This window comes from Faecalicatena faecalis, assembly GCF_012524165.2.
GTDB lineage: Bacteria > Bacillota > Clostridia > Lachnospirales > Lachnospiraceae > Faecalicatena_A > Faecalicatena_A faecalis.
In genome coordinates this window covers 51,125-76,328 of sequence record NZ_JABACJ020000003.1, presented here as the reverse complement: position 1 = coordinate 76,328, position 25,204 = coordinate 51,125, and the positions used below count along the sequence as shown (strand labels likewise).

The 25,204-nt window shown below is 46.2% G+C and carries 24 protein-coding genes; 21 read left to right on the top strand and 3 right to left on the bottom strand.

Features of this window, described 5'->3' with window-relative positions; all coding sequences use genetic code 11:
* Positions 1–70: 70 nt before the first annotated feature.
* Entirely contained in the window at positions 71–802 is a 732-nt protein-coding gene (gene ymfI, locus HGO97_RS04770) for an elongation factor P 5-aminopentanone reductase (RefSeq protein WP_216239948.1), read from the bottom strand.
* 300 nt (positions 803–1,102) lie between these two features.
* Between ymfI and HGO97_RS04765 the strand changes: the two genes are divergently transcribed.
* The 9 genes from HGO97_RS04765 to HGO97_RS04725 all read left to right on the top strand — a co-directional run bounded on the left by HGO97_RS04765 (position 1,103) and on the right by HGO97_RS04725 (position 13,351).
* Complete coding sequence (locus tag HGO97_RS04765; RefSeq protein ID WP_216239947.1) at positions 1,103–4,933, top strand: efflux RND transporter permease subunit; 3,831 nt, start codon at positions 1,103–1,105, stop codon at positions 4,931–4,933.
* Positions 4,926–5,486 (top strand): HD domain-containing protein, encoded by a 561-nt coding sequence (locus HGO97_RS04760; RefSeq protein ID WP_216239946.1) that lies wholly within the window; start codon positions 4,926–4,928, stop codon positions 5,484–5,486. Before HGO97_RS04765 ends, HGO97_RS04760 begins: the two co-directional genes overlap by 8 nt.
* 111 nt (positions 5,487–5,597) lie before the next feature.
* Positions 5,598–6,605, top strand: a complete 1,008-nt coding sequence (locus HGO97_RS04755) for an asparaginase (protein WP_216240255.1) — start codon at positions 5,598–5,600, stop codon at positions 6,603–6,605.
* 86 nt (positions 6,606–6,691) lie between these two features.
* On the top strand, positions 6,692–7,477 hold the full coding sequence (locus HGO97_RS04750; protein WP_216239945.1) for a ParA family protein: 786 nt from the start codon (positions 6,692–6,694) through the stop codon (positions 7,475–7,477).
* An 8-nt stretch (positions 7,478–7,485) separates the two neighbouring features.
* Positions 7,486–8,445: an AraC family transcriptional regulator gene (locus HGO97_RS04745; protein WP_216239944.1), complete on the top strand. Its 960-nt coding sequence runs from the start codon at positions 7,486–7,488 to the stop codon at positions 8,443–8,445.
* Between the two features lie 85 nt (positions 8,446–8,530).
* On the top strand, positions 8,531–9,490 hold the full coding sequence (locus tag HGO97_RS04740) for a PHP domain-containing protein (RefSeq protein ID WP_216239943.1): 960 nt from the start codon (positions 8,531–8,533) through the stop codon (positions 9,488–9,490).
* A gap of 94 nt (positions 9,491–9,584) precedes the next feature.
* Positions 9,585–10,454 (top strand): D-psicose 3-epimerase, encoded by an 870-nt coding sequence (locus tag HGO97_RS04735; RefSeq protein ID WP_216239942.1) that lies wholly within the window; start codon positions 9,585–9,587, stop codon positions 10,452–10,454.
* A gap of 167 nt (positions 10,455–10,621) precedes the next feature.
* Entirely contained in the window at positions 10,622–12,037 is a 1,416-nt protein-coding gene (rhaB, locus tag HGO97_RS04730; RefSeq protein WP_216239940.1) for a rhamnulokinase, read from the top strand.
* 51 nt (positions 12,038–12,088) lie between these two features.
* Positions 12,089–13,351, top strand: a complete 1,263-nt coding sequence (locus HGO97_RS04725) for an L-rhamnose isomerase (protein ID WP_216239939.1) — start codon at positions 12,089–12,091, stop codon at positions 13,349–13,351.
* A 78-nt stretch (positions 13,352–13,429) separates the two neighbouring features.
* On the opposite strand, the gene HGO97_RS04720 is transcribed toward HGO97_RS04725, so the two are convergent.
* Positions 13,430–14,059 carry a Uma2 family endonuclease gene (locus HGO97_RS04720; protein WP_216239937.1) on the bottom strand — a complete coding sequence of 210 codons (630 nt, stop codon included), beginning with the start codon at positions 14,057–14,059 and terminating at the stop codon, positions 13,430–13,432.
* 198 nt (positions 14,060–14,257) lie between these two features.
* Between HGO97_RS04720 and HGO97_RS04715 the strand changes: the two genes are divergently transcribed.
* The gene (locus HGO97_RS04715; protein WP_216239936.1) at positions 14,258–14,575 is read left to right on the top strand and encodes a helix-turn-helix domain-containing protein; all 318 of its coding nucleotides are present in this window, start codon (positions 14,258–14,260) and stop codon (positions 14,573–14,575) included.
* Between the two features lie 27 nt (positions 14,576–14,602).
* Here the strand turns inward: HGO97_RS04715 and HGO97_RS04710 are convergent, their stop codons facing one another.
* Positions 14,603–15,319 carry a phosphatase gene (locus HGO97_RS04710; RefSeq protein WP_216239935.1) on the bottom strand — a complete coding sequence of 239 codons (717 nt, stop codon included), beginning with the start codon at positions 15,317–15,319 and terminating at the stop codon, positions 14,603–14,605.
* A 426-nt stretch (positions 15,320–15,745) separates the two neighbouring features.
* Here HGO97_RS04710 and HGO97_RS04705 point away from each other — a divergent pair, with 426 nt between their 5' ends.
* The 11 genes from HGO97_RS04705 (at position 15,746) to HGO97_RS04655 (ending at position 25,200) form a co-directional block, all read left to right on the top strand.
* On the top strand, positions 15,746–18,277 hold the full coding sequence (locus tag HGO97_RS04705) for a glycyl radical protein (RefSeq protein WP_216239934.1): 2,532 nt from the start codon (positions 15,746–15,748) through the stop codon (positions 18,275–18,277).
* A 14-nt stretch (positions 18,278–18,291) separates the two neighbouring features.
* The gene (locus HGO97_RS04700; protein ID WP_216239933.1) at positions 18,292–19,086 is read left to right on the top strand and encodes a glycyl-radical enzyme activating protein; all 795 of its coding nucleotides are present in this window, start codon (positions 18,292–18,294) and stop codon (positions 19,084–19,086) included.
* 5 nt (positions 19,087–19,091) lie between these two features.
* A complete protein-coding gene (locus HGO97_RS04695) occupies positions 19,092–19,454 on the top strand; it encodes a BMC domain-containing protein (RefSeq protein ID WP_216239932.1) in 363 nt (120 codons plus the stop codon).
* A 5-nt stretch (positions 19,455–19,459) separates the two neighbouring features.
* Entirely contained in the window at positions 19,460–19,924 is a 465-nt protein-coding gene (locus HGO97_RS04690; protein WP_216239931.1) for a EutP/PduV family microcompartment system protein, read from the top strand.
* Between the two features lie 240 nt (positions 19,925–20,164).
* Positions 20,165–20,971 carry a class II aldolase/adducin family protein gene (locus tag HGO97_RS04685; protein WP_216239930.1) on the top strand — a complete coding sequence of 269 codons (807 nt, stop codon included), beginning with the start codon at positions 20,165–20,167 and terminating at the stop codon, positions 20,969–20,971.
* A gap of 19 nt (positions 20,972–20,990) precedes the next feature.
* Positions 20,991–21,524 carry a GlcG/HbpS family heme-binding protein gene (locus HGO97_RS04680; protein ID WP_216239928.1) on the top strand — a complete coding sequence of 178 codons (534 nt, stop codon included), beginning with the start codon at positions 20,991–20,993 and terminating at the stop codon, positions 21,522–21,524.
* A gap of 43 nt (positions 21,525–21,567) precedes the next feature.
* On the top strand, positions 21,568–22,956 hold the full coding sequence (locus HGO97_RS04675; protein ID WP_216239926.1) for an aldehyde dehydrogenase family protein: 1,389 nt from the start codon (positions 21,568–21,570) through the stop codon (positions 22,954–22,956).
* Between the two features lie 16 nt (positions 22,957–22,972).
* Positions 22,973–24,184, top strand: coding sequence for a zinc-dependent alcohol dehydrogenase (locus HGO97_RS04670; RefSeq protein ID WP_168866736.1), 1,212 nt, complete (start codon positions 22,973–22,975; stop codon positions 24,182–24,184).
* A gap of 36 nt (positions 24,185–24,220) precedes the next feature.
* Positions 24,221–24,565: a BMC domain-containing protein gene (locus HGO97_RS04665; protein WP_216239925.1), complete on the top strand. Its 345-nt coding sequence runs from the start codon at positions 24,221–24,223 to the stop codon at positions 24,563–24,565.
* A gap of 12 nt (positions 24,566–24,577) precedes the next feature.
* Positions 24,578–24,853 (top strand): BMC domain-containing protein, encoded by a 276-nt coding sequence (locus HGO97_RS04660; RefSeq protein WP_024853108.1) that lies wholly within the window; start codon positions 24,578–24,580, stop codon positions 24,851–24,853.
* A 62-nt stretch (positions 24,854–24,915) separates the two neighbouring features.
* The gene (locus HGO97_RS04655; protein ID WP_168866767.1) at positions 24,916–25,200 is read left to right on the top strand and encodes a BMC domain-containing protein; all 285 of its coding nucleotides are present in this window, start codon (positions 24,916–24,918) and stop codon (positions 25,198–25,200) included.
* Positions 25,201–25,204 lie beyond the last annotated feature (4 nt).

Below are 25,204 nucleotides of genomic sequence, written 5' to 3'. Positions count from 1 at the left end.
AAACTCCTTTTCTTAAAAATCAGTGTCAAAAACGGACTCTAAAATCACCGCGTTGCATCTTACAAAAATGTTAAATAAACCCGCCATCTAATCCGATGACCTGTCCGGTCAGATAGCTGTGATGTTCGGCCAGATCAGTCACAAGCTCTGCGACTTCCTCTGGTGAGCCGAAGCGTCCGGCAGGGACCTCATCCATCAGCATCTGTCGGTCTTCTTCGGATAACTGTGCGTTCATGACGGTATCAATCACGCCGCATGCAATGGCATTGACCTGGATATTGCTTGGAGCCAACTCTTTAGAAAGGGCTCTTGTCAGTCCATTGACACCGGATTTGGCAGCAGAATAAGCGACCTCGCAGGAGGCGCCGCAGGTTCCCCACATAGAGGAAATATTAATGATCTTCCCGGATTTCTGCGACACCATATAGGGGATGGCTGCGCGGGAACAGTAAAATACAGAGGAGAGATTTGTCCCCAGGATTTGTTCCCAATCAGAGTCGGACATGTCTGTCAGCAGCCCGATATAAGCAATCCCTGCATTATTGACCAGGACATCCAGGCCGCCGCATTCTGTCTGAATTGTTTGAAACATATCAGTTACATCCAGGGAACTGCTGACATCTCCAGGAATACATCTGCAAGTTCCTCCCTCTGCTTGAATCTGTGCACAGACCGCCTCCAAGTCTTGGATGGATCTGCTGCAATTTATAAATACACGATACCCAAGCCTTCCAAAAGCCAGGGCGCAAGCCTTCCCGATTCCACGGGAGGCACCTGTAATCAGTACGGATTTTTTTGTCATAATACACCTTCTTGATTCCTTGTTTCTTTAAATACTGTTGGACCGTAAAAGAGAACCCAAAGACAGTAATACTGCCTGTCTAGTTGTCTATAGCAGCCGGCATCCATAGGGGGGCCAACAGCGGTCAGAACAGTAACATAAGTATAGCGTATTCTGCAAAATTTGTACACCTATTATTGTGATTCGAGGTTGCTTATGTTATGATTTCTTTATAGTGCGGCTGTCTGCTTAAAGTGGCATTGGTACTTATTCGGCCAGACAGGACAAGCCCCCTGAAAAGAAGAAAAAGAGGTAGACATAATGTTATCTAAGTTCAGCGTAAAGAGACCCTATACAGTAGTTGTAGCTGTTGTATTAATTCTGATTCTGGGGTTCGTATCCTTCGATAAAATGACAGTGGATCTTCTGCCGGATATGAATCTTCCCTATGCCGTTGTGATGACGACGTATCCGGGGGCGAGCCCGGAGGAGGTGGAGACGACAGTCACGAAGCCTGTGGAGCAGGCCATGTCTACAATCAGTAATATCAGTCATGTCAGTTCTTCCTCCCGGGAGAATGCATCTACCGTCATTCTGGAATTCGAGCAGACTGCGAACATGGATTCCGCAACGATTGAGATGCGTGAGAGCCTGGACCAGATCAGTGGTTACTGGCCGGATACAGTAGGGAATCCTATCATCATGAAGCTGAATCCGACGATGATGCCGGTCATGATTCCGGCGGTCAGTGTGGATGGGGCTGAGCCGGCAGAGACGACCCGGGTGATACAGGAGGAGGTACTTCCCGAGATAGAGAGTCTGGAGGGCGTGGCATCAGTCACTACATTCGGAGATATTGAGGAGACCATCCGTATTACGGTAAAAGAGGATAAAGTCAGCAGTGTGGACGGTTCCGTCCAGAATCAACTGGACAAAAAGTTTGCGGAAGCAACCGATGCCCTTGACCAGGCGAAGTCCCAGATGGCGGAAGGGAAAGCCCAGATGGAGGCTGGAAAGTCTGCGGCATCCGGTCAGATGGCAGAGGCAGAAGAGCAATTGGCCCAGGGAGATGCTGAATTGACGCAGGGACAGTTGGAGGTCAATACGAAGCTGAGTGAGCTGGAGGTGGCAGAGGCAGCACTGGAGCAATTCCAGGCTCAGATCGATGCCAGCGAACAGGCTTTGAATGAACAGAAGCAGGAACTGGAAGATCTCAATGCGAATCGGGAACAGATTGAGTTAGAATATCAGCAGGTTCTTCAGGCGATCCAGGAAAATGGGGAGACGTCGGAGCTTCAAATTGCTCAGGCAACACTGGCAGGCAAGCTTGCTCTGTTGGAGCAGTACGACCAGTCAATGGCTGCAATTGAGCAGGGACTGGCGCAGGTAGCAGAAGGAAGACAGACGATTGCCGACAAGCAGGCAGAGCTTGCCCAGGCGAGAGCGATGCTGGAGCAGGTGCAGGAGCAGTTGAATGCGGGAACGCTCAGTCTTGCCCAGGCGAGAGCACAGTTGAGTACGGCGCAGTTAGAGGCGGCTCTTCAGATGAGTCAGGCATCCGCGCAGCTTGCAGTAGGGGAATCTGAGATCAAGGGCAAAGAAGAGGAACTGAAAGCAGCCAAGGAACAGGCAAAAGCAAGTGCGAATGTAAAGTCGATGCTTACCGCAGAGACGATACAAGGAATCTTGAGTGCACAGAACTTTAATATGCCAGCCGGATATGTGAATGAGGACGGAATCGATTATCTGATCCGGGTGGGAGATAAGTTTACTTCTATAGAAGAGTTAAAGAATCTTGTTCTGGTAGATATGGAGGGAATCAGCCCGATCAAGCTTTCGGATGTGGCAGATGTAGAGCGTATTGATGATGCGGCAGAGACCTATGCGAAATTAAATGGAGAGAACGGAATCCTGTTCCAGATTCAGAAGCAAACAGGATATTCCACCGGTGAGGTGACGGACCGGATCTTAGATCGGTTCGAGCAGATTAAAAAGGAGAATCAAGACATCCGCGTGGTCATTCTGATGAACCAGGGCGTCTATATTGACATGGTCATCGGCTCTGTTTTACAGAATCTGGTATTTGGTGCAATCCTGGCAATCCTCATTTTGCTGCTGTTCCTCAAGGATATCAGGCCGACCTTTGTAATTGCTTGTTCCATTCCAATCAGTATCATGACTGCGATTGTCCTGATGTATTTCAGCGGAGTGACGATGAATGTCATCTCACTTTCAGGATTGGCGCTTGGAGTGGGGATGCTGGTAGATAACTCAATCGTTGTGATCGAGAATATCTATCGTATGAGGAACGAAGAGCATGCATCGGCAAAAGAGGCAGCAATCAAGGGAGCACAGCAGGTAGCAGGCGCAATCATGGCGTCCACTCTGACGACGGTATGTGTATTTCTTCCGATTGTATTTACAGAAGGTATTGCAAGGCAGCTATTTGTCGACATGGGACTGACGATTGCTTATTCGCTGCTCGCCAGCCTTGTGGTGGCGTTGACATTAGTGCCGATGATGTCCGCGGGGACACTGCGCAGGACAGATCAGAAGGAATCTGGATTTTTCCAGCATTTGAAAGATGCTTATGAAAAGCTGCTACGTGCTGCTCTTCGATTCAAGCCGGCAGTACTGATCGGCGCGATGGCATTGTTCGTATTGAGCGGAGTGCTGGCAATGTCCAGAGGAACCGCGTTCATGCCGGATATGCAGAGTACACAGATCAGCATGTCGATCACAACACCGAAGGGGACGTCCCTGGAGGATACAGCAAAGGCGGCAGATACATTTACAGCAGAGCTTCAGAAGTTAAAGGACATCGGAGATGTTGGTGGTATGGCGATGTCGGGCGGTATGATGGGCAGCGGTACAACTGTCAACAATCAGGTCGAGTTCTACGCACTGTTATCCGAGAAGCGCTCTATGTCAGATGAGAAGCTGCAAAAGGCAATTGAGAAGATCGCAGAGAAGGAGGGAGTGGAATTATCCCTCAGTATGTCTAATATGGATATGAGCGCTCTAGGATCTTCTGGAATTTCAGTGCAGATCAAAGGGCGGGAGCTGGATCAGCTTCAAAAGTCTGCAAAGGAGATCGCTGCTATTCTAAAAGATGTGAAGGGAACGAAAAATGTTTCCGACGGGATGGATGATACAACGGAAGAACTCAGAGTCGTAGTAGATAAAGAAAAAGCGGTATCACATAATCTGACAGTGGCCCAGGTATATCAGGAACTTGCGAAGAAGTTAAAGGACCCGTCCTCCATGACGAATCTGGATACGGATACAGCATCTATTGGAATTGTAGTCGTGGAGCAGAAGAATCAGGATCTGACACGTGAGGCAATTCAAAATATGAAGCTGAATGTAACAAAGCAGGATGGGACTGCTGAGCAGGTAGCATTAAAGGATATTGCATCGTTTGAGACAGGATATGGCCTGCAGTCCATTTCCCGGGATGCACAGAGCCGCTATATCAATGTGACGGCAGAGGTAGAAGAGGGGGATAATATCGGTCTCGTGAGCAGCCGTGTGGAAAAAGCATTAAAAAATTATGAACTGCCAGAGGGCTATACAATTGAAATGAAGGGTGAGGATGAGACAATCAACGAGACCATGACAGAGCTGCTGAAAATGTTGGGGCTTGCAGTGGTATTCATGTATTTGATCATGGTTGCGCAGTTCCAGTCCTTACGGTCTCCGTTTATTGTCATGTTTACGGTGCCGCTTGCATTTACGGGAGGTTTATTCGGATTGTGGATGACAGGAAGTCCGGTCAGTGTCATCGCAATGGTAGGATTTGTTATGTTATCTGGAATTATTGTTAATAATGGTATTGTATTCATTGATTATACGAACCAACTGACTGCAATGGGGACAGAGCAGCAGGAGGCTTTGGTGGAAGCAGGAAGGACGAGGCTGCGCCCGATTATTATGACGGCGCTGACTACGATTCTGGGGCTGTCAACGATGGCACTGGGATTCGGCTCGGGAGCGGATATGGTACAGCCGATGGCGATCGTGACGATCGGCGGTCTCATATATGGAACTGTGTTAACACTGTTTGTGGTACCGTGTATCTATGCTTTGTTCCATAAGAAGGAAAAGGCAAGACTGCGGGAAGGCATTGAGGAGGAACCTAAGAATGATTGATGAAGCCATTGAATTTGCAACAAGGGCACATAAAGGACAGTACCGGAAAGGGACAAAACGTCCCTACATTGTGCATCCAATTGAAGTGGCAGATATTGTGGCAACCATGACACAGGACGAGGAGGTTATCTGTGCGGCAGTACTTCATGACACGATCGAAGATTGTGCCGGGGTTACAAAAGAGGTGTTAAAAGAGAAATTTGGGGAACGGGTGGCATCCATGGTCCTGCAGGAGAGCGAGGACAAATCCAGATCCTGGGAGGAGAGGAAAGGGACCACCATCCGCCATTTGAAGGGGGCTCCCAGGGATGTCCAGATGATTGGATTGGCGGATAAACTGTCTAATATGAGGGATATTGACAGGGATTACCCTGTGTTTGGGGAAGACCTTTGGAGACGGTTCCGCATGAACAGTAAGGCCGCGATCGGCTGGTATTACAAAGGAATCCGGGATGCCTTGCAGGTGGAATTTGGAGGGGTTCCGGCCTTTGAGGAATACTGTAATCTTGTGGAGAAGAATTTCGGCAGTGAACCAGCTTCGCTAGAATGGTAATCAGAACAAAAAATTACAGGGACAGAGGTTTGTCAGAGGCACATAAAATACAAATAGTTAAAAGATAAAAAATATCATTGATAAAATAATAGAATCTGGGGGCAGATTATGATGAAGAAACGAATTTTGATGTTGGGAACGGGCGGTACGATTGCGTGCAAACATACGGATGAAGGACTAAGTCCTGCGATTACGCCGAAGGAACTGGTCGGATATATCCCAGATGTGAAAGACGTATGTGAGGTACACACGATTCAGGTGTGCAATGTGGACAGTACCAATGTGACGCCAAAGCACTGGAGCATGATGAGCAGAGCAATCGAGGAACATTATGAGGACTATGACGGGTTCGTAGTGTGTCATGGAACAGATACGCTGGCCTACACAGCCGCGGCATTATCCTATATGATACAGAATTCCAGAAAGCCGATCGTGATCACAGGAGCGCAGAAGCCGATCGACGTGGAGAATACGGATGCCAGAATCAATCTTCTGGACAGCTTTATCTATGCAGCGGATGATGGTTCCAGGGATGTCAACATTGTATTTGATGGAAAGGTCATCGTCGGTACCCGTGCCAAGAAGGAACGGGCAAAGAGCTACAATGCTTTTTCCAGCATCAACTTTCCCTATCCGGCAGTTGTACAGGATCAGAAAGTGATTCGGTATATCCCGCCGGAGGAATATGAGGGCGATGTTCAGTTTTTTCATGAAATGAACAATAGTATTTACGTATTAAAGCTGGTTCCGGGACTTGGACCTGATATCCTGGATTATGTATTTGAAAAGTACCAATGTATCGTGATCGAGAGCTTTGGTGTTGGAGGAATACCTGAATATCTGGTAGATAAGTTCTATGAAGTCATGAAAGATTGGGAATCCCGTGGGAAGCTGGCGATCGTGGCGACTCAGGTCGTAAAAGAGGGCAGCAACATGATGGTCTACGAAGTCGGGAAGAAGGTAAAACAGGATTTCGACCTTCTGGAAACTTATGACATGACTCTGGAAGCTACTCTGACAAAGGCGATGTGGCTGATGGCAAGGCCTTACAGCGGATATGAGGAGATGAAAAGAGAGTTTTACAGAAGGATCAACCATGATATAATGGTAAACGGATAGAAATGAATTGTGTATAACTTAAGAATATTCTGAATATGGAGAGCAAAAGGGTCAGACCCCTTTGAAAAACCTCCAGGAGGTACGAGATGAGAAAGACGAAAGTGATATGTTTTGCGAATAACAAAGGAGGCAGCGGGAAGTCGACCACGTGCTCGAATGTGGGCTATGGACTGACGCAGCTTGGAAATAAAGTTCTTTTGATTGACGGGGACATGCAGTTGAATCTTTCGCTGTCACTTTTTGATGAGGACCAGGTGCTTGCATTTGCGCAGGGAGACAGGAATCTGTATGAAGGGATTAAGAAACAGGACGACCTGACAGGGTATATTGTGCATTCTCCATATGAAGGACTGGACCTGATTCCTTCCTCGACCTTGATGAGTTCTATTGAGTACGAGCTGTTCACGAAATGGCAGAGGGAGTTCATCCTGAGAAAATGTCTTTCTAAAATCAGGGAATCCGGGGAATACGATTACATATTGATTGACGCTCCGCCGACTTTGGGAGGATGGGTGATGAACATCCTATGTGCTTCCGATGAGGTGATCATCCCAGTGGAATCGACTCCATGGGGGCTTTTTGGCCTGGGGAATATGTTTGAGTTCCTTGAGGAAGTAAAGCAGATTACCCCGGACCTGCGATTGGGGGGCATTGTGATCACCAAGGTGGATACCAGAAAGAATTATTTCAAACAGACGTTGGAGTCATTAAAGCAACTGGATAATGTGAAGGTATTTGATACATATATCCGTGTGGACAGCGGGATTGAATGGTCGCAGGATAATAATGTACCGATCATGGCATACAAAAAGAGCAGCAGGAGTGCTGCGGAGTACATGGAACTGGCAAAAGAAATCGCAGATGAGAAATAGGTGAGTGGATGCATTCTGAACTATTGAAGGAATTATCAGTAATCACGGAAGAAGAACAAAAGATTTTAGCTGGAAGAGAAGGAATCGACCCGCATCTGTATACGGAAAAAAAGGAGCTGATCGTGGACTGCGAGAAGCTTCTGAAAAGAGGTAAGCTGATTCAGGTGAGGCCTCATACTCGTTTTGTGCATTTTCCAAAACACCGTCATAATTATGTGGAAGTCATCTATATGTGCCAGGGCACGACCAGCCATATTATTGACGGCGATCAGGTGATTCTCGAGGAGGGGGACCTTTTATTCCTGAACCAGAATGCAGTACAGGAAATCCTGCCTGCAAAGGAGCGGGATATTGCGGTGAACTTTATTATCCTGCCGGAGTTCTTTAATATGGCATTCTCCATGATGGGGGAGGAGGATAATCTGCTTAAGGAATTCCTCGTTGGTTCGCTCTGCGGGAAAAATGATGCGACCTCTTATCTTTATTTTCATGTTGCAGATATCCTGCCCATCCAGAATTTGGTGGAAAATATGGTCTGGACCATCTTTTATGATATTTCCAACAAACGGAGCTGTAATCAGATCACGATGGGACTTCTTCTGCTCCAGCTTCTGAATCATATGGATAAAATGGAGACAGGAAGCAGTGGGTTTGATAAGGAACTGACCGGGGTGGTGCTCAGCTATGTGGAGGAGCATTATAAAAACGGAAGCCTTTCCGAGCTGGCAGACATGATGGGATATGATGTATACTGGCTCAGCCGGGAGATCAAGAAGAGGACGGGCAAGACTTATAAGGAACTTCTACAGGCAAAACGGATGAATCAGGCTTTGTATCTTTTGGGGAGCAGTACACTGCCCATCCTGGATATTATAGAGTCGGTCGGATATGACAATACCAGTTATTTCTACCGGAAGTTTAAGGAAAAGTATGGGATGAGCCCCAAGGAATACAGAGAAAAATTGTAGGATGAGCGGGGACGGGAGGTCTTCGCTTTTTCTTCATATATATACAGAATATAAATTGAGCAGTGAAAGAAAGGATCGTGGAAAAATGATACAGGCAAATTATGAATGTGACCTTCATACTCACACTACACGTTCCGATGGGGCGGATACTCCCGAAGAAGTGATTCGCCGGGCAGCAGGACTCGGGGTGAAGGTACTGGCACTGACGGATCATGATATTGTGCCTAAGGATGGGTATACAGATGAGCATGGCAGACTGGGAAGCTTGACAGAATATGCAGCATCTCTTGGAATCACACTGCTTCTGGGAACAGAAATCTCCTGTGATACAGAGGTGGAAGATGTCCATATCATCTGCCTTGGATGTGACTGGAAGGATGCATGGTTTGAAGGGCTTGAGGATGAAGTGGCTGTTTCCAGAGTGGAAGGGTATAAAAAGCTGATGGAGCGTCTTCGTGAGAATGGGATGGAGATGTCCTGGGAGGAGGTCCTTTTTAACAGCGGGCAGCCGATCGAGGAGAGACATGTGCTTAAGAAGATGATTTTTGAGCTGATGGCACAGAAAGGATATGCGAATAGTTGGGGTGAGGCAAAGATGTTGGTGAAGAATACCAAGAGATACCAGATCAAACGCCGGAAGCCGGATCCGAAGAACGTGATCAGGGAAGTCCACAGAACTGGAGGAATTGCCATACTCGCACATCCATTCCTGATCAGTGATCAGGTCGTGAAGGATGGCAGGACGATGGATCGCAAAAGCTATATCGATGAACTCGTGGAGGTTGGATTGGACGGGATAGAGGCTTGCTACACTTATGATAAGACCAGTTATGATGGGTCACTTACAAAGGAAGAGGTAGAAGCATATATCAGGGAGAATTACGAAGAGAAAGTAAAAATCATGTCCGGCGGGTCAGATTATCATGGAGATCAGAAAAAAGGAGTCCCAAATCCGAGGGAGATAGGGGAGTGTGGGATTACGGAGGCTTATTTTAACCTTATCAAGGAAGCAGCAAATTGGATTTCGAATAGCTGCCTAGACTGAAATTGAAAGGGAATCAGGAACAAAGCAGAAAGTTGTGAGAGAAGCCAGAAAGCATTAGATTGGGAAAGAAGAGAAAGATTCGGGAGGAAAAGCGATGAAATATGGAATTTATTTTGCGTATTGGGAGAAGGAATGGGATGCAGATCAGGCCAGTTATATTAAGAAAGCGAAGGAGTTAGGATTTGACATCCTGGAGCTTTCCTGTGCAGCGCTGAAAAATATCGATAAGGCAGGTCTGGACCGGTTCAAGGATGCAGCCAGGGAATATGATATGATCCTTACAGCAGGGTATGGGCCGGCAGCAGAGGAGAATTTGGGTTCTGCGGATGAGTCTGTTGTAAAACATGCGATTGAATTTTACACGGATATTCTTAAGAAGCTGGAATATCTCAATATCCATACGCTGGGTGGCGGAATCTATTCCTACTGGCCGGTAGATTATTCCAGACCGATTGATAAGCGTGGAGATTGGGAGAGAAGTGTAAGAAATGTAAGGACTGTTTCTGAGATTGCAGGTGACTGTGGAGTAGATTATTGTCTGGAGGTATTGAACAGGTTCGAGGGCTATCTGTTGAATACCGCAAAGGAGGCCGTGCAGTTCGTGGAGGAAGTGGGGACTCCTGCAGTCAAGGTCATGTTAGATACCTTCCATATGAACATAGAGGAGGACAGTATGCCCGATGCGATTCTGACAGCAGGAGACAAGCTGGGACATTTTCATGTGGGGGAAAATAACAGAAGAGTGCCTGGTAAGGGGAATATCCCGTGGGCCGAGATCGGAAAAGCATTGGATCGGGTACATTATGACGGGAGTGTCGTGATGGAGCCGTTTGTACTGCCAGGGGGAGGTATCGGAAGTGATATTAAGATATGGCGTGAGATGATCCCGGATGCCGATCAGGAGAGATTAGATGCCGATGCAAGGAATTCAGTGAATTTCTTAAGGCATGTTTTTGGAAGATAAGGCGGTCTTTGGAGGATAGGGATAGAATCGAGAGCTATATCCGCAGAAAATAAGTGCGGGGTGAACTGCAAATAAGGACACTATTTTAGATAAATAGCGTCCTTTTTTTGTGGGCTTTCAACAATTATAATAAAGGTAGATTTGAAAAGATGTAAAGGAGGCACAAAATGGAGAAGTATTATTTGGCCGTTGATATTGGGGCATCCAGCGGACGCCACATGCTCGCTTCTATGAAAGACGGAAAAATGCAGCTTGAGGAAGTATACCGCTTCCCGAATGGGATGGATAATAAGGACGGTACCTTATGCTGGGATGTAGAGCGGCTGTTCACTGAGATTAAGAACGGTCTGAAGAAGTGTAAGGAAATCGGTAAGATTCCAGTCTCTATGGCAATCGACACTTGGGGTGTGGATTACGTGCTGCTTGATAAAGACGACAAGATTCTTGGAGACACAGTGGGGTATCGCGACAGCCGTACGAATGGGATGGACCAGAAGGTCTATGAGAAGATTTCACTGGAGGATCTGTATGCAAGGACTGGAATTCAGAAGCAGATCTTCAATACGATTTATCAGCTTATGGCTGTGAAAGAGACGCATCCTGGGTATCTAGAGCAGGCTGAGGCAATCCTGATGATTCCAGATTATTTCCATTTCCTGCTGACTGGTGTCAAGAAGATGGAATATACCAATGCAACAACAGGTCAACTGATTGATCCGAAGACGAATGACTGGGATTATGAATTGATTGAAATGCTGGGATATAATTCCAAGATGTTCCAGCCGGTTTCGATGCCAGGTACAGTTGTTGGCAATTTTACAAAGGCGATTCAGGAAGAAGTTGGATTTGACTGTACTGTGGTTCTTCCGGCAACACATGATACAGGGTCCGCAGTTCTGGCAGTTCCGACTAATGATGATAATGCAATTTATATCAGTTCAGGAACATGGTCTTTGATGGGCATCGAGAGAAAAGAAGCAGAATGCTCCATGGAAAGCATGAAGGCCAATTTTACCAATGAAGGCGGATATGATCATCGTTACCGCTACTTAAAGAACATCATGGGATTATGGATGATTCAATCTGTAAAGAAGGAATTTGACGAAGACTTATCCTTTGGGGAGATCTGTGAGAGGGCATCCAAGGAGAGTATTACATCTATCGTAGACTGTAATGATGACTGCTTCCTTGCACCGAACAGCATGATTCAGGCAGTACAGGAATTCTGTAGGAATACAGACCAGCCCGTGCCGCAGACAGTAGGCGAGATTGCCGCAGTGATCTACAACAGCCTTGCAAAATGCTATGGAGATACCGTGCAGGAGATTGAAGCAGCAACAGGAAATACATATGATACCATCTACGTGATCGGAGGCGGCGCAAATGCCGGATATCTCAATGAGCTGACGGCAAAATATACCGGTAAGAAGGTATCAGCAGGTCCGACTGAGGCGACTGCGATTGGTAACATCACTGTACAGATGTTGCATGACGGCGTATTTGCCAGCCTGCCAGAGGCAAGAAACTGCATCAACCAGTCCTTTGACATCAAGAACTATGATGAAAAAGGAAAACAATTCTGACAATAGAGAGCAAAGGGGGCAGACCCCTTTGAAATAAGGAGGATATTTATCATGACAACAAGAGAAAGATATGAATCAGCCAGAGAGATTTATGCAAAATTAGGTGTGGATACAGACGCTGCAATTGAAAAATGTAAAAGCGTTCCGGTATCTCTGCACTGCTGGCAGGGAGATGATGTAACAGGATTTGACCATGACGGCCCTCTGACAGGAGGAATTCAGACAACTGGAAACTATCCGGGAAAAGCAAGAACTCCAGAAGAACTGCTTGCAGATATGGACAAGGCAATGAGCCTGATGCCTGGTATGAAGAAGATCAATGTGCATGCAAGTTATGCGATTTTTGAGGATGGCGAATTTGTTGACCGTGACAAATTAGAGCCAAAGCACTTCCAGAAATGGGTTGATTTTGCGAAAGAGAGAGGAATGGGACTTGACTTCAACCCGACTTTCTTCTCACATGACAAGGTAAAAGACGGACTGACTCTGTCAAGCCCGGATGAAGAGACAAGAAGATTCTGGATCGAGCATGGAAAAGCCTGCATCCGCATCTCTAGCTACTTTGCAGAGCAGACAGGGATTCCTTGTGTCATGAATATCTGGACAGGTGACGGATACAAGGATATTCCGGCTGACCGTATGGGACCAAGAATGCGTTACAAAGAGTCAATTGATGAGATTCTTTCCGAGCCATATGATCCGAAGATGGTAAAACCATGTGTAGAATCTAAGGTATTTGGTATCGGTGTAGAGGCTTATACAGTTGGTTCTGCAGAATTTGCCTTAAGCTATGCTGCAATGAATGTGGACAAATGTCTGCCGCTGATGGATAATGGACACTATCATCCGACAGAGGTCGTTTCTGATAAGATTCCGGCACTTTTGACATTCTTCCCGGAGATCGCTCTTCATGTAACACGTCCGATTCGTTGGGATTCTGACCATGTAGTTCTGTATGATGATGAGACAAGAGAAATCGCACAGGAGATCGTACGATGTGAGGGCGGACTGGAACGTACTTATATCGCTCTGGATTACTTTGATGCTTCTATCAACCGTGTTTCTGCATGGGTAACAGGATTCAGAAGCTTCCAGAAGGCTCTGCTGAATGCGCTCTGTACTCCAAGTGCATTGCTCAAAGAGCTCCAGGATACGAACCAGTTCAGTAAGAAGATGGCAGTTATGGAACAGTGTAAGACACTTCCAATCGGTGATATCTGGGAAGAGTACTGTGCACAGTGCGGCGTTCCGGCAGAGGGCTGGTTCTCAGAGATTGAAAAATATGAAGAAGATGTACTCTCTAAGAGAGCATAATAAATACGGCTATTCAGTAGGATAAGAAGCCGCCCCGGACTACGAGATATATAGATATCGAGTAGAAAGGGGCGGTTTTTATGTATGCTGTTCCACTGGAAACTCTGACGTATCGATAGAAAGGCCGTCATTGGAACGGACAGGAATACAGGCGCCAAACGGATAGGTCTCTATAATCTCCGGTTCCGGGTCTTGGAAAAGATGTGTTTCAATATAGGAAGACTGGGGATTTATGATCCAATATTCTCTGATACCCCAGTCTTTGTATATCCTTGTTTTTACGATGTGATCCAGACAGTTCGTGCCGAGAGTCGTCACCTCGACCGTAAAGTAAGGCAGTACATTCATATCAGGACAAAGGATGCTGCCTGGATGTCTGACCACGGCGAGGTCAGGAAGCAGCACGGTTCTGTCATCTGCTCTGCGGGAAAAATAAAAGGGAGCAGTGACTGCCTTGATCGGCAGTTCGTATTCCTTTATATATTGCGTCCATTGGTATAGCAGTTCAGTGATGATGCACTGGTGTATATAAGGGACGAAAGGCGGTGTAATCAAGTATCCGTTGACCAGCTCTACGTGCATATATGCAGGAAAGGAGGAGAGCTCCCCGCGTGTATATGTTCCCTGACGGTCCATGGGAAAATCAGGCACAGAAGCCTGATTCACGATTTGTTCGAATGGGATATCTTCAAAATGAATAGAATCCATAGTTTTCTCCTTTATAAGATTCGTTTTCTCTATTGTACAAGAAAAAGATTTCTGCGTCATTGAGGTACAAACTGCTTGACAAAGGAAATAGTGGATTCATATTTGAAGTGTGTGGTATGATGAAAATATAAAAGCAAAGATACATTCAGGAAACATGCGGCTAAGACAATCGAGTTCTTATAAAAGGGAGATGATCAGATGCTGGAAAAGGATTATCCTGGAATCAATATGGAAAGAACGGGTAAGTGGCTCCGTTTTATCTGCAGGTTCGAGAAGATACCTGTAAAGGGCCTGTGCCGACAATTGGGATTGAGCTGTCCCCAGTCTGTTTATGGCTGGTTCAAGGGCAAGACACTTCCGTCTCTGGACAATTTTTATGCGCTCAGCCAGATTGTGGAGATCCCTCTGGATGCGCTGATTGTGAATCAGGAGGAAGAGATCCCTAAAAGCTTCTGCAAAAAAATAGGACTCCAGAACGTGCGTCTCATACGATACCGTATGAGGTTTACATTCTGAAAGTCCGATTCTGTGGATTTTAGTATGCTACCTTCCGAGGAAGCACTTAAAGGCTTTCAGGGAGTAGTTCATGACGAGTGATTCGGGCATCTCTGCGAGCTTGACAAGTTCTAAGGCATGCTCAAAATCACCCACGTGTTTGGTTCCATGGCTGTCGCTGGCCAGGACAACGGGGTAATGAAAATGTCTGCACAGATTCAGAATCATCAAGTCGTTGAATCTTGTGTCACCGCGGTAACCATCAGGGCTCAGAGAACTGTTGTTGATCTCTAAAAGCACATCATATTTCATGGCGGCCTTTATAAGGGCGAGGTAGTCGACGGGGTATTTTACATCATCACAGTGTCCGATGATGCGCACCTTTGGATGCTGCATTGCTGCAATATAGGCCGTCGTATTCTCTTCAATTGTGCCGGGCTTCTTAACCGGCTTATGTATACTGGCAATCGCATAATCCAGCTTATCCAGGATGGAATCCTCCAGGTCCAGCTTCCCCTTATTATCTAGTATATTGACCTCTGCACCATACATCATCTCTACGCCGAGACGAATTCGCTGTGCATGGGACAGACTACGGAAATAGGAGGTACGCCCTCCACCTAATGTAGCAGGGCCATGATCGGTGATTCCGAGCATTTGTAAATTGCGGGCAGCGGCAGCTTTGGCCATATCAGTGATTGTGGCAGTTGAACCGTGGCCGCTTGCAATTGTATGTGTATGTATATCGAATTCTAAAGAGGGCATAATAGTGGCCTTTCTTATACTTCTGTGAGAGTTTCCCTGTAAGTGTGGCAACTCTCTCTGTCTGTTCCTTGGGGAAAATACTTTCATTCCCAACATCATAATATATAGTATGCTTGATTTTGAGCTGTTTGTCAATATAAAACTGACCTAAATGCTGTATGAAACAAATAAAAACAACACTAATAATGTTGGGTTGTGTTGGATTCATATATATAAATTCTGCGTAAAATGTTGTTTTATGTTGACTTGTGAGTGGCATAAGAGTATAATAAATACAACTGGGTGGAGAGGCTCAAATGCTCTTCTCAGATTGAAAATCCATGCTTATTGAACGACTAATGTTTCATAAGGGATTACATCATATATAAATTAGCATTGGACTATATAGGGCTATTTATATAAGGAAGGAAAGGAGTGACACGGCGAATGGGATTATATACCTATGACAGTACAGATATACCCAAGTCGGAACGTATATCTAAGCTTGTCGATGATCTGTATGCAAAGATGCCCGAGATTGAATCTGCAAGGGCAGTCCTGATTACAGAGTCGTACAGACAGACGGAGAATGAGCCGATCATCATCCGTCGCGCGAAGGCTTTCAGGCATATTTTGGAGAATATACCGATTGTCATTCGGGATATGGAACTGATTGTAGGAAGTACGACGGTGGCACCGAGAGGCTGTCAGACATACCCGGAGTTTTCTTATGAGTGGCTGGAGGCGGAGTTTGATACAGTAGAGACAAGATCTGCAGACCCGTTCTATATTTCCGAGAAGGCAAAGGCGGAGTTAAAGAAGGCGAATGAATATTGGAAGGGGAAGACTACAAGTGAACTGGCAACTTCCTATATGGAACCAGAGACTCTGCTTGCCATAGAACATAATATTTTTACACCGGGCAACTATTTCTATAATGGTGTCGGGCATGTAACTGTGAAATATGACGAAGTTCTGGCAATCGGTTTTTCGGGAATCAAGGAAAAAGCTCAGGCTGAATTGGCAAAGCTTAGTATCGCGGATGGAGACTATCAGAAGAAGTCCAGATTCCTGGAAGCAGTAATGATAAGCTGCGATGCTGTGATTACATATGCAAGGCGCTATGCAGCACTGGCATTGGAAGAGGCAGAGAAGTGCTCTGATATGAATCGAAAGAAGGAACTGCTCGTAATCGCACAGAATTGTGCGAACGTACCGGAGAAAGGGGCAACAGGCTTTTATGAGGCTTGTCAGTCATTCTGGTTCGTACAGCAGCTTCTTCAATTGGAGTCCAGCGGCCATTCCATCTCACCAGGGAGATTTGATCAGTATATGTATCCTTATTATAAGAAGGATCTCGACAGCAAAAGGATTGACCGGGCGTTTGCACAGGAATTGATGGATTGTATCTGGGTGAAGTTAAATGACTTGAACAAGTGCCGTGATGCCGTATCTGCAGAAGGATTCGCTGGCTACAGCCTGTTCCAGAACCTGATCGCGGGGGGACAGAATGAAGAAGGAGTGGACGTGACGAATGACCTTTCATTCATGAGCATCCAGGCATCCATGCATGTATTTCTTCCACAGCCGTCCTTATCCGTCAGGGTATGGAACGGGACACCGCATGAGTTCCTGATCAAGGCAGCAGAACTGACACGGACAGGCATCGGCCTTCCTGCATATTATAATGATGAGGTCATTATCCCTTCTCTGGTAAGCCGTGGGTTGACGATGGAGGATGCCAGAGATTACAACATCATCGGCTGCGTGGAACCACAGAAGGCCGGCAAGACAGAGGGCTGGCATGATGCCGCATTCTTTAATATGTGCAGGCCATTGGAGCTTGTATTTTCGAATGGAATGGACAAGGGCGTGCAGATCGGACCTAAGACAGGCCGGGTAGAGGATATGAAGAGTTTTGAGGAATTCTACCATGCATATAAGATTCAGATGGATTATGCGATTAAGCTCCTGGTCAATGCAGACAACGCGATAGACATGGCCCATGCAGAGAGATGTCCGCTGCCGTTCCTTTCCTCAATGGTGGATGACTGCTTAAAACGTGGGAAGACCGTCCAGGAAGGTGGAGCAGTATATAACTTCACCGGACCGCAGGGATTTGGTGTTGCTAATATGGCAGATTCATTATATGCGGTGAAGAAGCTGGTATATGATGAGAAAAAGATTACCATGAAGGAATTAAAGGAAGCTCTGGCGACCAATTATGGAAAAGGCTTAAGCAGTGAGGATGTCGCGTCGATTACTTCTGAAATTGCAGGCAGTATGAAGGAAGCAGGACAGGCTGTCGGTGAAAGGGAGGTCGCTGCGATCTTAAAGACAGTGGTAGCCGCATCCGAAGCACCGGAAGTGAAAGCAGGCGGTGAGCGCATCTTAAAGCTGATCGAGGAAGTTCCGAAATTCGGCAACGACATCCCGGAGGTCGATGCATTTGCAAGAGATGTGGCTTACACCTATACAAAGCCGCTCCTTCAGTACAAAAATCCAAGAGGCGGTATGTTCCAGGCAGGTCTTTATCCCGTCTCAGCCAATGTTCCGCTGGGAGCACAAACCGGGGCTACACCAGATGGCCGTCTGGCACACACACCGGTTGCCGATGGGGTATCTCCATCAGCCGGAAAGGATGTGAATGGACCGACTGCTGCAGCAAATTCGGTATCCCGTCTGGATCATTATATCGCATCCAACGGTACCTTATTTAACCAGAAGTTCCATCCATCTGCATTAAGCGGAAGAAGAGGTCTTGAGAATTTTGTTGGACTGGTCCGTTCTTACTTTGACCAGAAGGGAAGCCATATGCAGTTCAATGTTGTAAGCCGCGAGACGCTTTTAGATGCACAGAAGCATCCTGAGCAGTACAAGCACCTGGTTGTAAGAGTCGCCGGATATAGTGCATTATTTACGACATTGTCCAAGTCACTTCAGGATGACATCATCCGCAGGACAGAGCAGGGATTCTAGGGAAGGATGACAGCATGGAGGACTATTTAAAGACAAAAGGCCGTATTTTTGATATTCAGAGATATTCCATTCATGATGGCAACGGAATCAGGACCATCGTTTTCTTGAAAGGATGTGTTCTAAGATGCCGCTGGTGCTGTAATCCAGAGTCGCAGAAATATGAGATCGAGACGATGAAGGTACAGGGCGAGGACAAGGTCATCGGAAGAGATGTCACAGTGGAAGAGGTCATGGAGACGGTGGAGAAGGATAGGACCTATTACCGCAGGACAGGCGGCGGCCTGACATTATCAGGCGGAGAGAGCCTGTGCCAGCCTGAATTTGCGACAGCGTTATTAAGAGCCGCGAGTGAATCCGGGATCAGCACCGCCCTTGAGAGTATGGGGTGCGCAAATTATCAGGTGATAGAGGGAATCCTTCCTTATTTAGACCAGTATCTATTGGATATAAAGCACATGAATCCCGCAAAGCATAAGGAGTTTACAGGACGTTCGAATGAATTGATGTTAGAAAATGCGATGCGGATCGCACAATCGGGAATGACAGAATTAAGTATCCGGGTTCCAGTGATTCCAGGCTTTAACGATACACCGCAGGAGATCCGGGATATCGCAGAGTATACAAGGAAGCTTGGAAATGTAAAGAGGCTGCATCTTCTGCCGTACCACAGGCTGGGACAGGATAAATATGAAGGGCTTAAAAGGCCGTATCTCATGGGAGATGTAGAGCCGCCAGCCAATGAAAAGATGGAGATGCTGCTGGAAATTGCTTCCCAGGCATCACAAGTAGAATGTCAGATAGGAGGTTAAGAGAGATGAATCATGAGCAGATGCCGGACAGAATCGTTCAGGAACTGGTTCCCGGCAAAGAGATTACCATTGCCCATTTGATTGCAAGCCCTGACATCATACTATATGAGAAGCTGGGATTGGATCCGAGAGTGGAACACAGCAAGTCTGCTATCGGTATTCTGACCATAAGCCCGGCAGAGACTGCAATCATAGCAGCCGACATTGCGACCAAGGCGGCAGGAATCGAGCTGGGATTTGTGGACCGTTTCAGCGGGACACTGATCGTGACAGGTACGATTTCTGAGGTGGAGGCGTCGATCCGAGCGGTTCTGGATTACGTGAAGGATAAGATGGGCTTCTCCGTATGTGAAATCACAAGGACTTAAAGGCAATGAAGAAAATTGTACTGATGGGCCGGAGCGAATGTGGAAAAACTACATTGACTCAGGCGTTAAAAGGTGAAAAAATCCAGTATCACAAAACCCAATATGTGAATAACTTCGATGTTATCATAGATACCCCGGGCGAATATGCCCAGACAAAGCATCTTGGATATGCGCTTGCGCTGTACTCCTATGAAGCTGATGTGGTAGGACTCTTATTATCCGCCACGGAACCCTACTCATTATATCCCCCGTGCTGTACGTCCATGTGCAACCGTGAGGTAATCGGAATTGTGACTAAGATCCATGATGAAAAGGCAGATGTAGAACGGGCAGAGCGGTGGTTAAGGCTTACCGGATGTAAGAAAATATTCTATGTGGATTCCAAAAATTATGAAGGAATTCCAGAAATTCTGGAGTATTTAAAAGAGGATGGAGACGTCCTTCCATGGGAATTAGAAGAAAAAGGATAAAAAGCACAGCTATTTATTTATGCAAGCTCAGTATGGTAATATTTGTAGAATCTGTGCTTAGTGAGCACGTTCCCACACATAGATACTGCAAATATTGTTGCATGGCTGAATAGTTGTCAAAAAACAACAAAACCAACACAGAAATAAGTTGACTGATGTGGGGTTATGTGGTAATATCGAGTTAGAAACAACATAAAACAAAAACAAGTTTTGTTTTAAGAATCCAAGGAGGAAAAAAGGATGCAAAACGAATACGAAATCAAAAAAGAAATGTGTGAAATCGGTAAGAGAGTATACAACCGTGGAATGGTTGCTGCCAATGATGGTAACTTCTCTGTAAAACTGAATGACAACGAATTCTTATGCACACCAACAGGCGTAAGCAAAGGATTTATGACACCAGAATATATCTGTAAAGTAGATGCAGAAGGTAATGTACTTCAGGCTAACAAAGGATTCAGACCATCTTCCGAGATCAAGATGCACATGCGTGTATATAAAGAAAGACCGGACGTTAATGCAGTAGTACATGCTCACCCACTGTACGCTACAACATTTGCAATCTGTGGTATTCCTCTGACACAGCCGATCATGCCGGAAGCTGTTATCGCACTTGGATGTGTTCCAATCGCTAAATATGGTACACCATCTACAATGGAGATTCCGGACGCTGTATCTGAGCACTTACAGTATTTTGATGCAGTACTTCTTGAGAACCACGGAGCACTTGCTTACTCAGACTCTCTGTTGAACGCTTACCATAAGATGGAATCCGTAGAATTCTACGCACGTCTTCTGTATCAGTCAAAGATGCTTGGCGAGCCACAGGAATTCAACAAAGAACAGATGGACAAGCTGTACGAGATTAGAAGAAAAATGGGACTTTCAGGAAAGCATCCTGCAAACGTATGCCCAAATGCAAAAGCTGGTAAGCCAAGCTGCCACAGCTGTGGTGGAGCATGCAGCCAGAGCGCACCGGAAGCTACAGCAGACGCTGACTTAGTTGCATCCATCACAAAGAAGGTCATGGATCAGTTAGGACTGTAATCTATAATAGGGGACTGCTATGAATGAACAGGATATTACCAATGCTGTGAAAGCAGTATTGGATCAGATGAAAGAAAGCGGCGGACATCACCATCATGCACCAGGACATGTCTGTACATGCAAGAAGCATAAGATGACTTTAAAGACTGCGAATGCTCTCATTGAAAAGGTGAAGGCAAAAGCGGCAGAGATGGGTGTCAATGCAGTCATTGCCGTATCCGACAAGGCTGGGCGTCCAGTCGCGGTTCAGTGCATGGATGATGCCTACATAGCAAGTTTTGATATTGCAATCAACAAGACATTTACTTCAGCGAGCCTCAAGATGTCCACAGATGAGCTCGGTCGTTTGAGCCAGCCGGGACAGCCTTTATACGGGATTCAATTCACGAATGAGGGCAAGATCGTAATATTTGGCGGTGGAGAACCGTTGGAAGCAGATGGAAAAATAGTCGGAGCCTTGGGAGTCAGCGGCGGCACAGCCGAACAGGATACTGCAATCGCGGCTTATGGCAAAGATGCTTTCAAAAAAATGATAGAAGCCCCGGAGTTTTAAATAAGAAGACTTTGGGTGCCGATAGAAACAAGGAGGTATTAGCGTGTCTGTAAATGAACAGATGGTCCAGGACATTGTTTCCGAAGTCATGGCAAAGATGCAGATCGCTTCCGAAGTAACAGGAAGCCACGGTGTATTTGCTGACATGAACGAAGCAATTGAAGCGTCAAAAAAAGCGCAGAAGATTGTAGGCAAGATGTCCATGGACGCAAGAGAAAAGATAATTTCAAATATCAGGAAGAAGACAATAGAGAATGCAGAGATCCTTGCACGCATGGGCGTGGAGGAGACAGGCATGGGAAATGTCGGACACAAGATCTTAAAGCACCAGTTAGTTGCTGAGAAGACACCGGGAACGGAAGATATCACAACAACAGCCTGGTCAGGAGACAGAGGACTGACTCTTATCGAGATGGGACCATTCGGAGTAATCGGAGCGATCACACCTTGTACGAACCCAAGCGAGACTGTTCTCTGCAACACGATCGGAATGCTGGCAGGCGGCAATACAGTTGTATTCAACCCACATCCGGCAGCAATCAAGACATCGATCTATGCAATCAATATGATCAATGAGGCTTCTATTGAAGTGGGCGGACCTGATAACATCGCCTGCACAGTTGAGAAGCCGACGCTGGAATCCAGTAACATTATGATGAAGCATAAAGATATCCATCTGATTGCAGCAACAGGCGGACCGGGAGTCGTTACCGCAGTCCTGTCATCAGGCAAGAGAGGAATCGGAGCTGGAGCAGGCAACCCGCCGGCACTGGTAGACGAGACAGCAGATATCCGCAAGGCAGCAGAAGACATTGTGAATGGCTGTACTTTCGACAACAACCTTCCATGTATTGCCGAGAAAGAAATCGTAGCTGTGGATTCTATCGTTGACGAGTTGATGCACTACATGGTTTCTGAGCAGGGATGCTACCTGGCTTCCAAGGAAGAGCAGGACGCATTGACAGCCGTTGTTTTAAAGGACGGAAGACTGAACAGGAAATGTGTCGGCAGAGATGCAAAGACACTTCTGGGAATGATCGGTGTTACAGTACCGGACAACATCAGATGTATCACATTTGAAGGCCCGAAGGAACACCCGCTGATTGCCACAGAGCTGATGATGCCGATTTTAGGTGTTGTAAGAGCAAAAGATTTTGACGATGCGATAGAGCAGGCTGTATGGCTGGAGCACGGCAACAGACATTCTGCACATATCCATTCTAAGAACGTTGACAACATCACAAAATATGCAAAAGCGATCGACACAGCAATTCTTGTAAAGAACGGTCCATCCTATGCAGCAATCGGATTCGGAGGCGAAGGCTTCTGTACATTTACGATTGCGAGCCGTACAGGAGAAGGACTTACAAGTGCAAGCTCATTTACAAAGAGAAGACGCTGCGTAATGACAGACAGTCTGTGCATTCGCTAAAACAGGAGGAAATAAAATGGAAATGAATTCTGCAAATGTAGAAGCAGTCGTTAAACAGGTACTGGAAAGTATGCTGGATAAGAAGATTGCTCCTGCTGCAAATACACAAGCACCGGCAGGTGAGATTCCGAAGACAGCTCACGTTGCTATGCTGACAGCTTTGGAACATTATGACATCAAGGAATATCCGATGCCGGAAGTCGGCGACGGAGACATCCTTGTTAAAGTAGAAGGATGTGGAGTCTGCGGAACAGACGCTCACGAATTCAAGAGAGATCCATTCGGACTTATCCCAGTTGTTCTTGGACACGAGGGAACTGGTGAGATCGTAAAGATGGGCAAGAATGTAAAGCTTGACAGTGCAGGAAAAGAATTAAAGGTCGGAGACAAGGTTGTTACATGTATGATCTTTAAGGATGACCCGGACATCACAATGTACGATCTGAACAAACAGAACGTAGGCGGAGCTGATGTATACGGACTGCTTCCTGATGATGACATCCACTTGAATGGATGGTTCTCAGATTACATCCTGATTCGTGAAGGTTCTACAGTATTTAATGTAAGTGACCTTGACCTGAAATCCAGAATCCTGATCGAGCCTTGCGCAGTTCTGATCCACGCTGTAGAGAGAGCTAAGACAACAGGAATCTTAAGATTCAATAGTAGAGTCGTTGTACAGGGATGTGGACCGATCGGACTGATTTGTATCGCTGTTCTGCGTACCATGGGAATTGAGAACATCGTCGCTGTAGATGGAGAGCAGAAGAGACTTGACTTTGCGAAGAGAATGGGAGCAGAGAAATCTGTGAACTTCAAGGATTTCAAGGGAATCGAAGCTCTGGCAGATGGAGTAAAGGCTGCATTCGATGGACATCCGGCAGACTTTGCATTCCAGTGTACAGGTTCTCCTGTTGCACATGCTAACATCTACAAGTTCATCCGTAACGGCGGTGGACTTTGTGAGTTAGGATTCTTCATCAATGGTGGAGATGCAACGATCAACCCACACTTTGATCTGTGCTCTAAGGAAATCACATTAGTTGGTTCCTGGGTATATACATTAAGAGATTATGCTACAACATTTGATTTCTTAAAGAGAGCAAAAGCAATCGGTCTTCCGATGGATGACCTCATTACACATGAGTTCCCACTGGAGCAGATCAACGAGGCGCATCAGACGAACCTGAAGATGGAAGGCTTAAAGATCGCGATTGTCAATAAATAACAAGACGGGGCTGTATAAGCCCGGAGGAACACTGATATGGGAGAAGCAGTAGGCATGTTAGAGGTTTTTGGACTTGCGACTGCATTCGCGGCGGCAGATGCCGGATGCAAGGCAGGCAATGTAAGGCTTGAGACCTTTGATAAAAATAAACCGGCAAATGCAGACGAATTACCTGTACCTCTGATCGTTATGGTGAAGTTCCGCGGAAGTGTATCTGATGTGAAAGCCGCATTGGAGGCCGCAAAAGCGAGAGCAGAGCAGCTTGCAGGTGTTGTGAACGAATACGAGATCGCAAGACCGACAGAGGATACAGAAAAGATGTTAAAATTATCTGGTTTAGATAAAGGAAAACCCAATAAAATTTATGTAGAAGAAGTTTAGGAGGAATATAAAATGGCACAGCAGGCATTAGGAATGGTAGAAACAAGAGGACTTACAGCAGCAATCGAGGCAGCAGACGCAATGACAAAGGCAGCTGAGGTAACATTAGTAGGAACAGAGAAAATTGGTTCTGGACTTGTAACAGTTATGGTTCGTGGAGATGTTGGAGCTGTTAAGGCAGCAGTTGAGACAGGAGCTGACGCAGCAGGAAGACTTGGCGAGTTAGTAGCTACACACGTAATCCCAAGACCACACAACGATGTAGAGAAGATTCTTCCTACAGTATAGGAACTGCACATATCGCGTTCACGATAAAAGAGAACGGATTGAAGAAGTAAAGGAGCAGTCTCATGGGACAGGCATATGGATTTTTTGAAGTTCCAAGTGTGACGGGAGCAGTTGTTGCGATTGATATCATGTGTAAGACGGCAGATGTGGAACTCGTTACCTGGGAGAAGAAGTTAGGTGGAAGACTCGTAACAATCATTATCCGCGGAGACGTATCTGCTGTAACCGGCGCCATCGAAACTGCTGCAGCGAACGGGATCAAGAAACCAGTAGCGCATGTTGTGATTGCGAATCCTCATGAGGAGATCATAAAACTGATCAATAACAGCGCGAACAGGGTAAGTTAGGAGG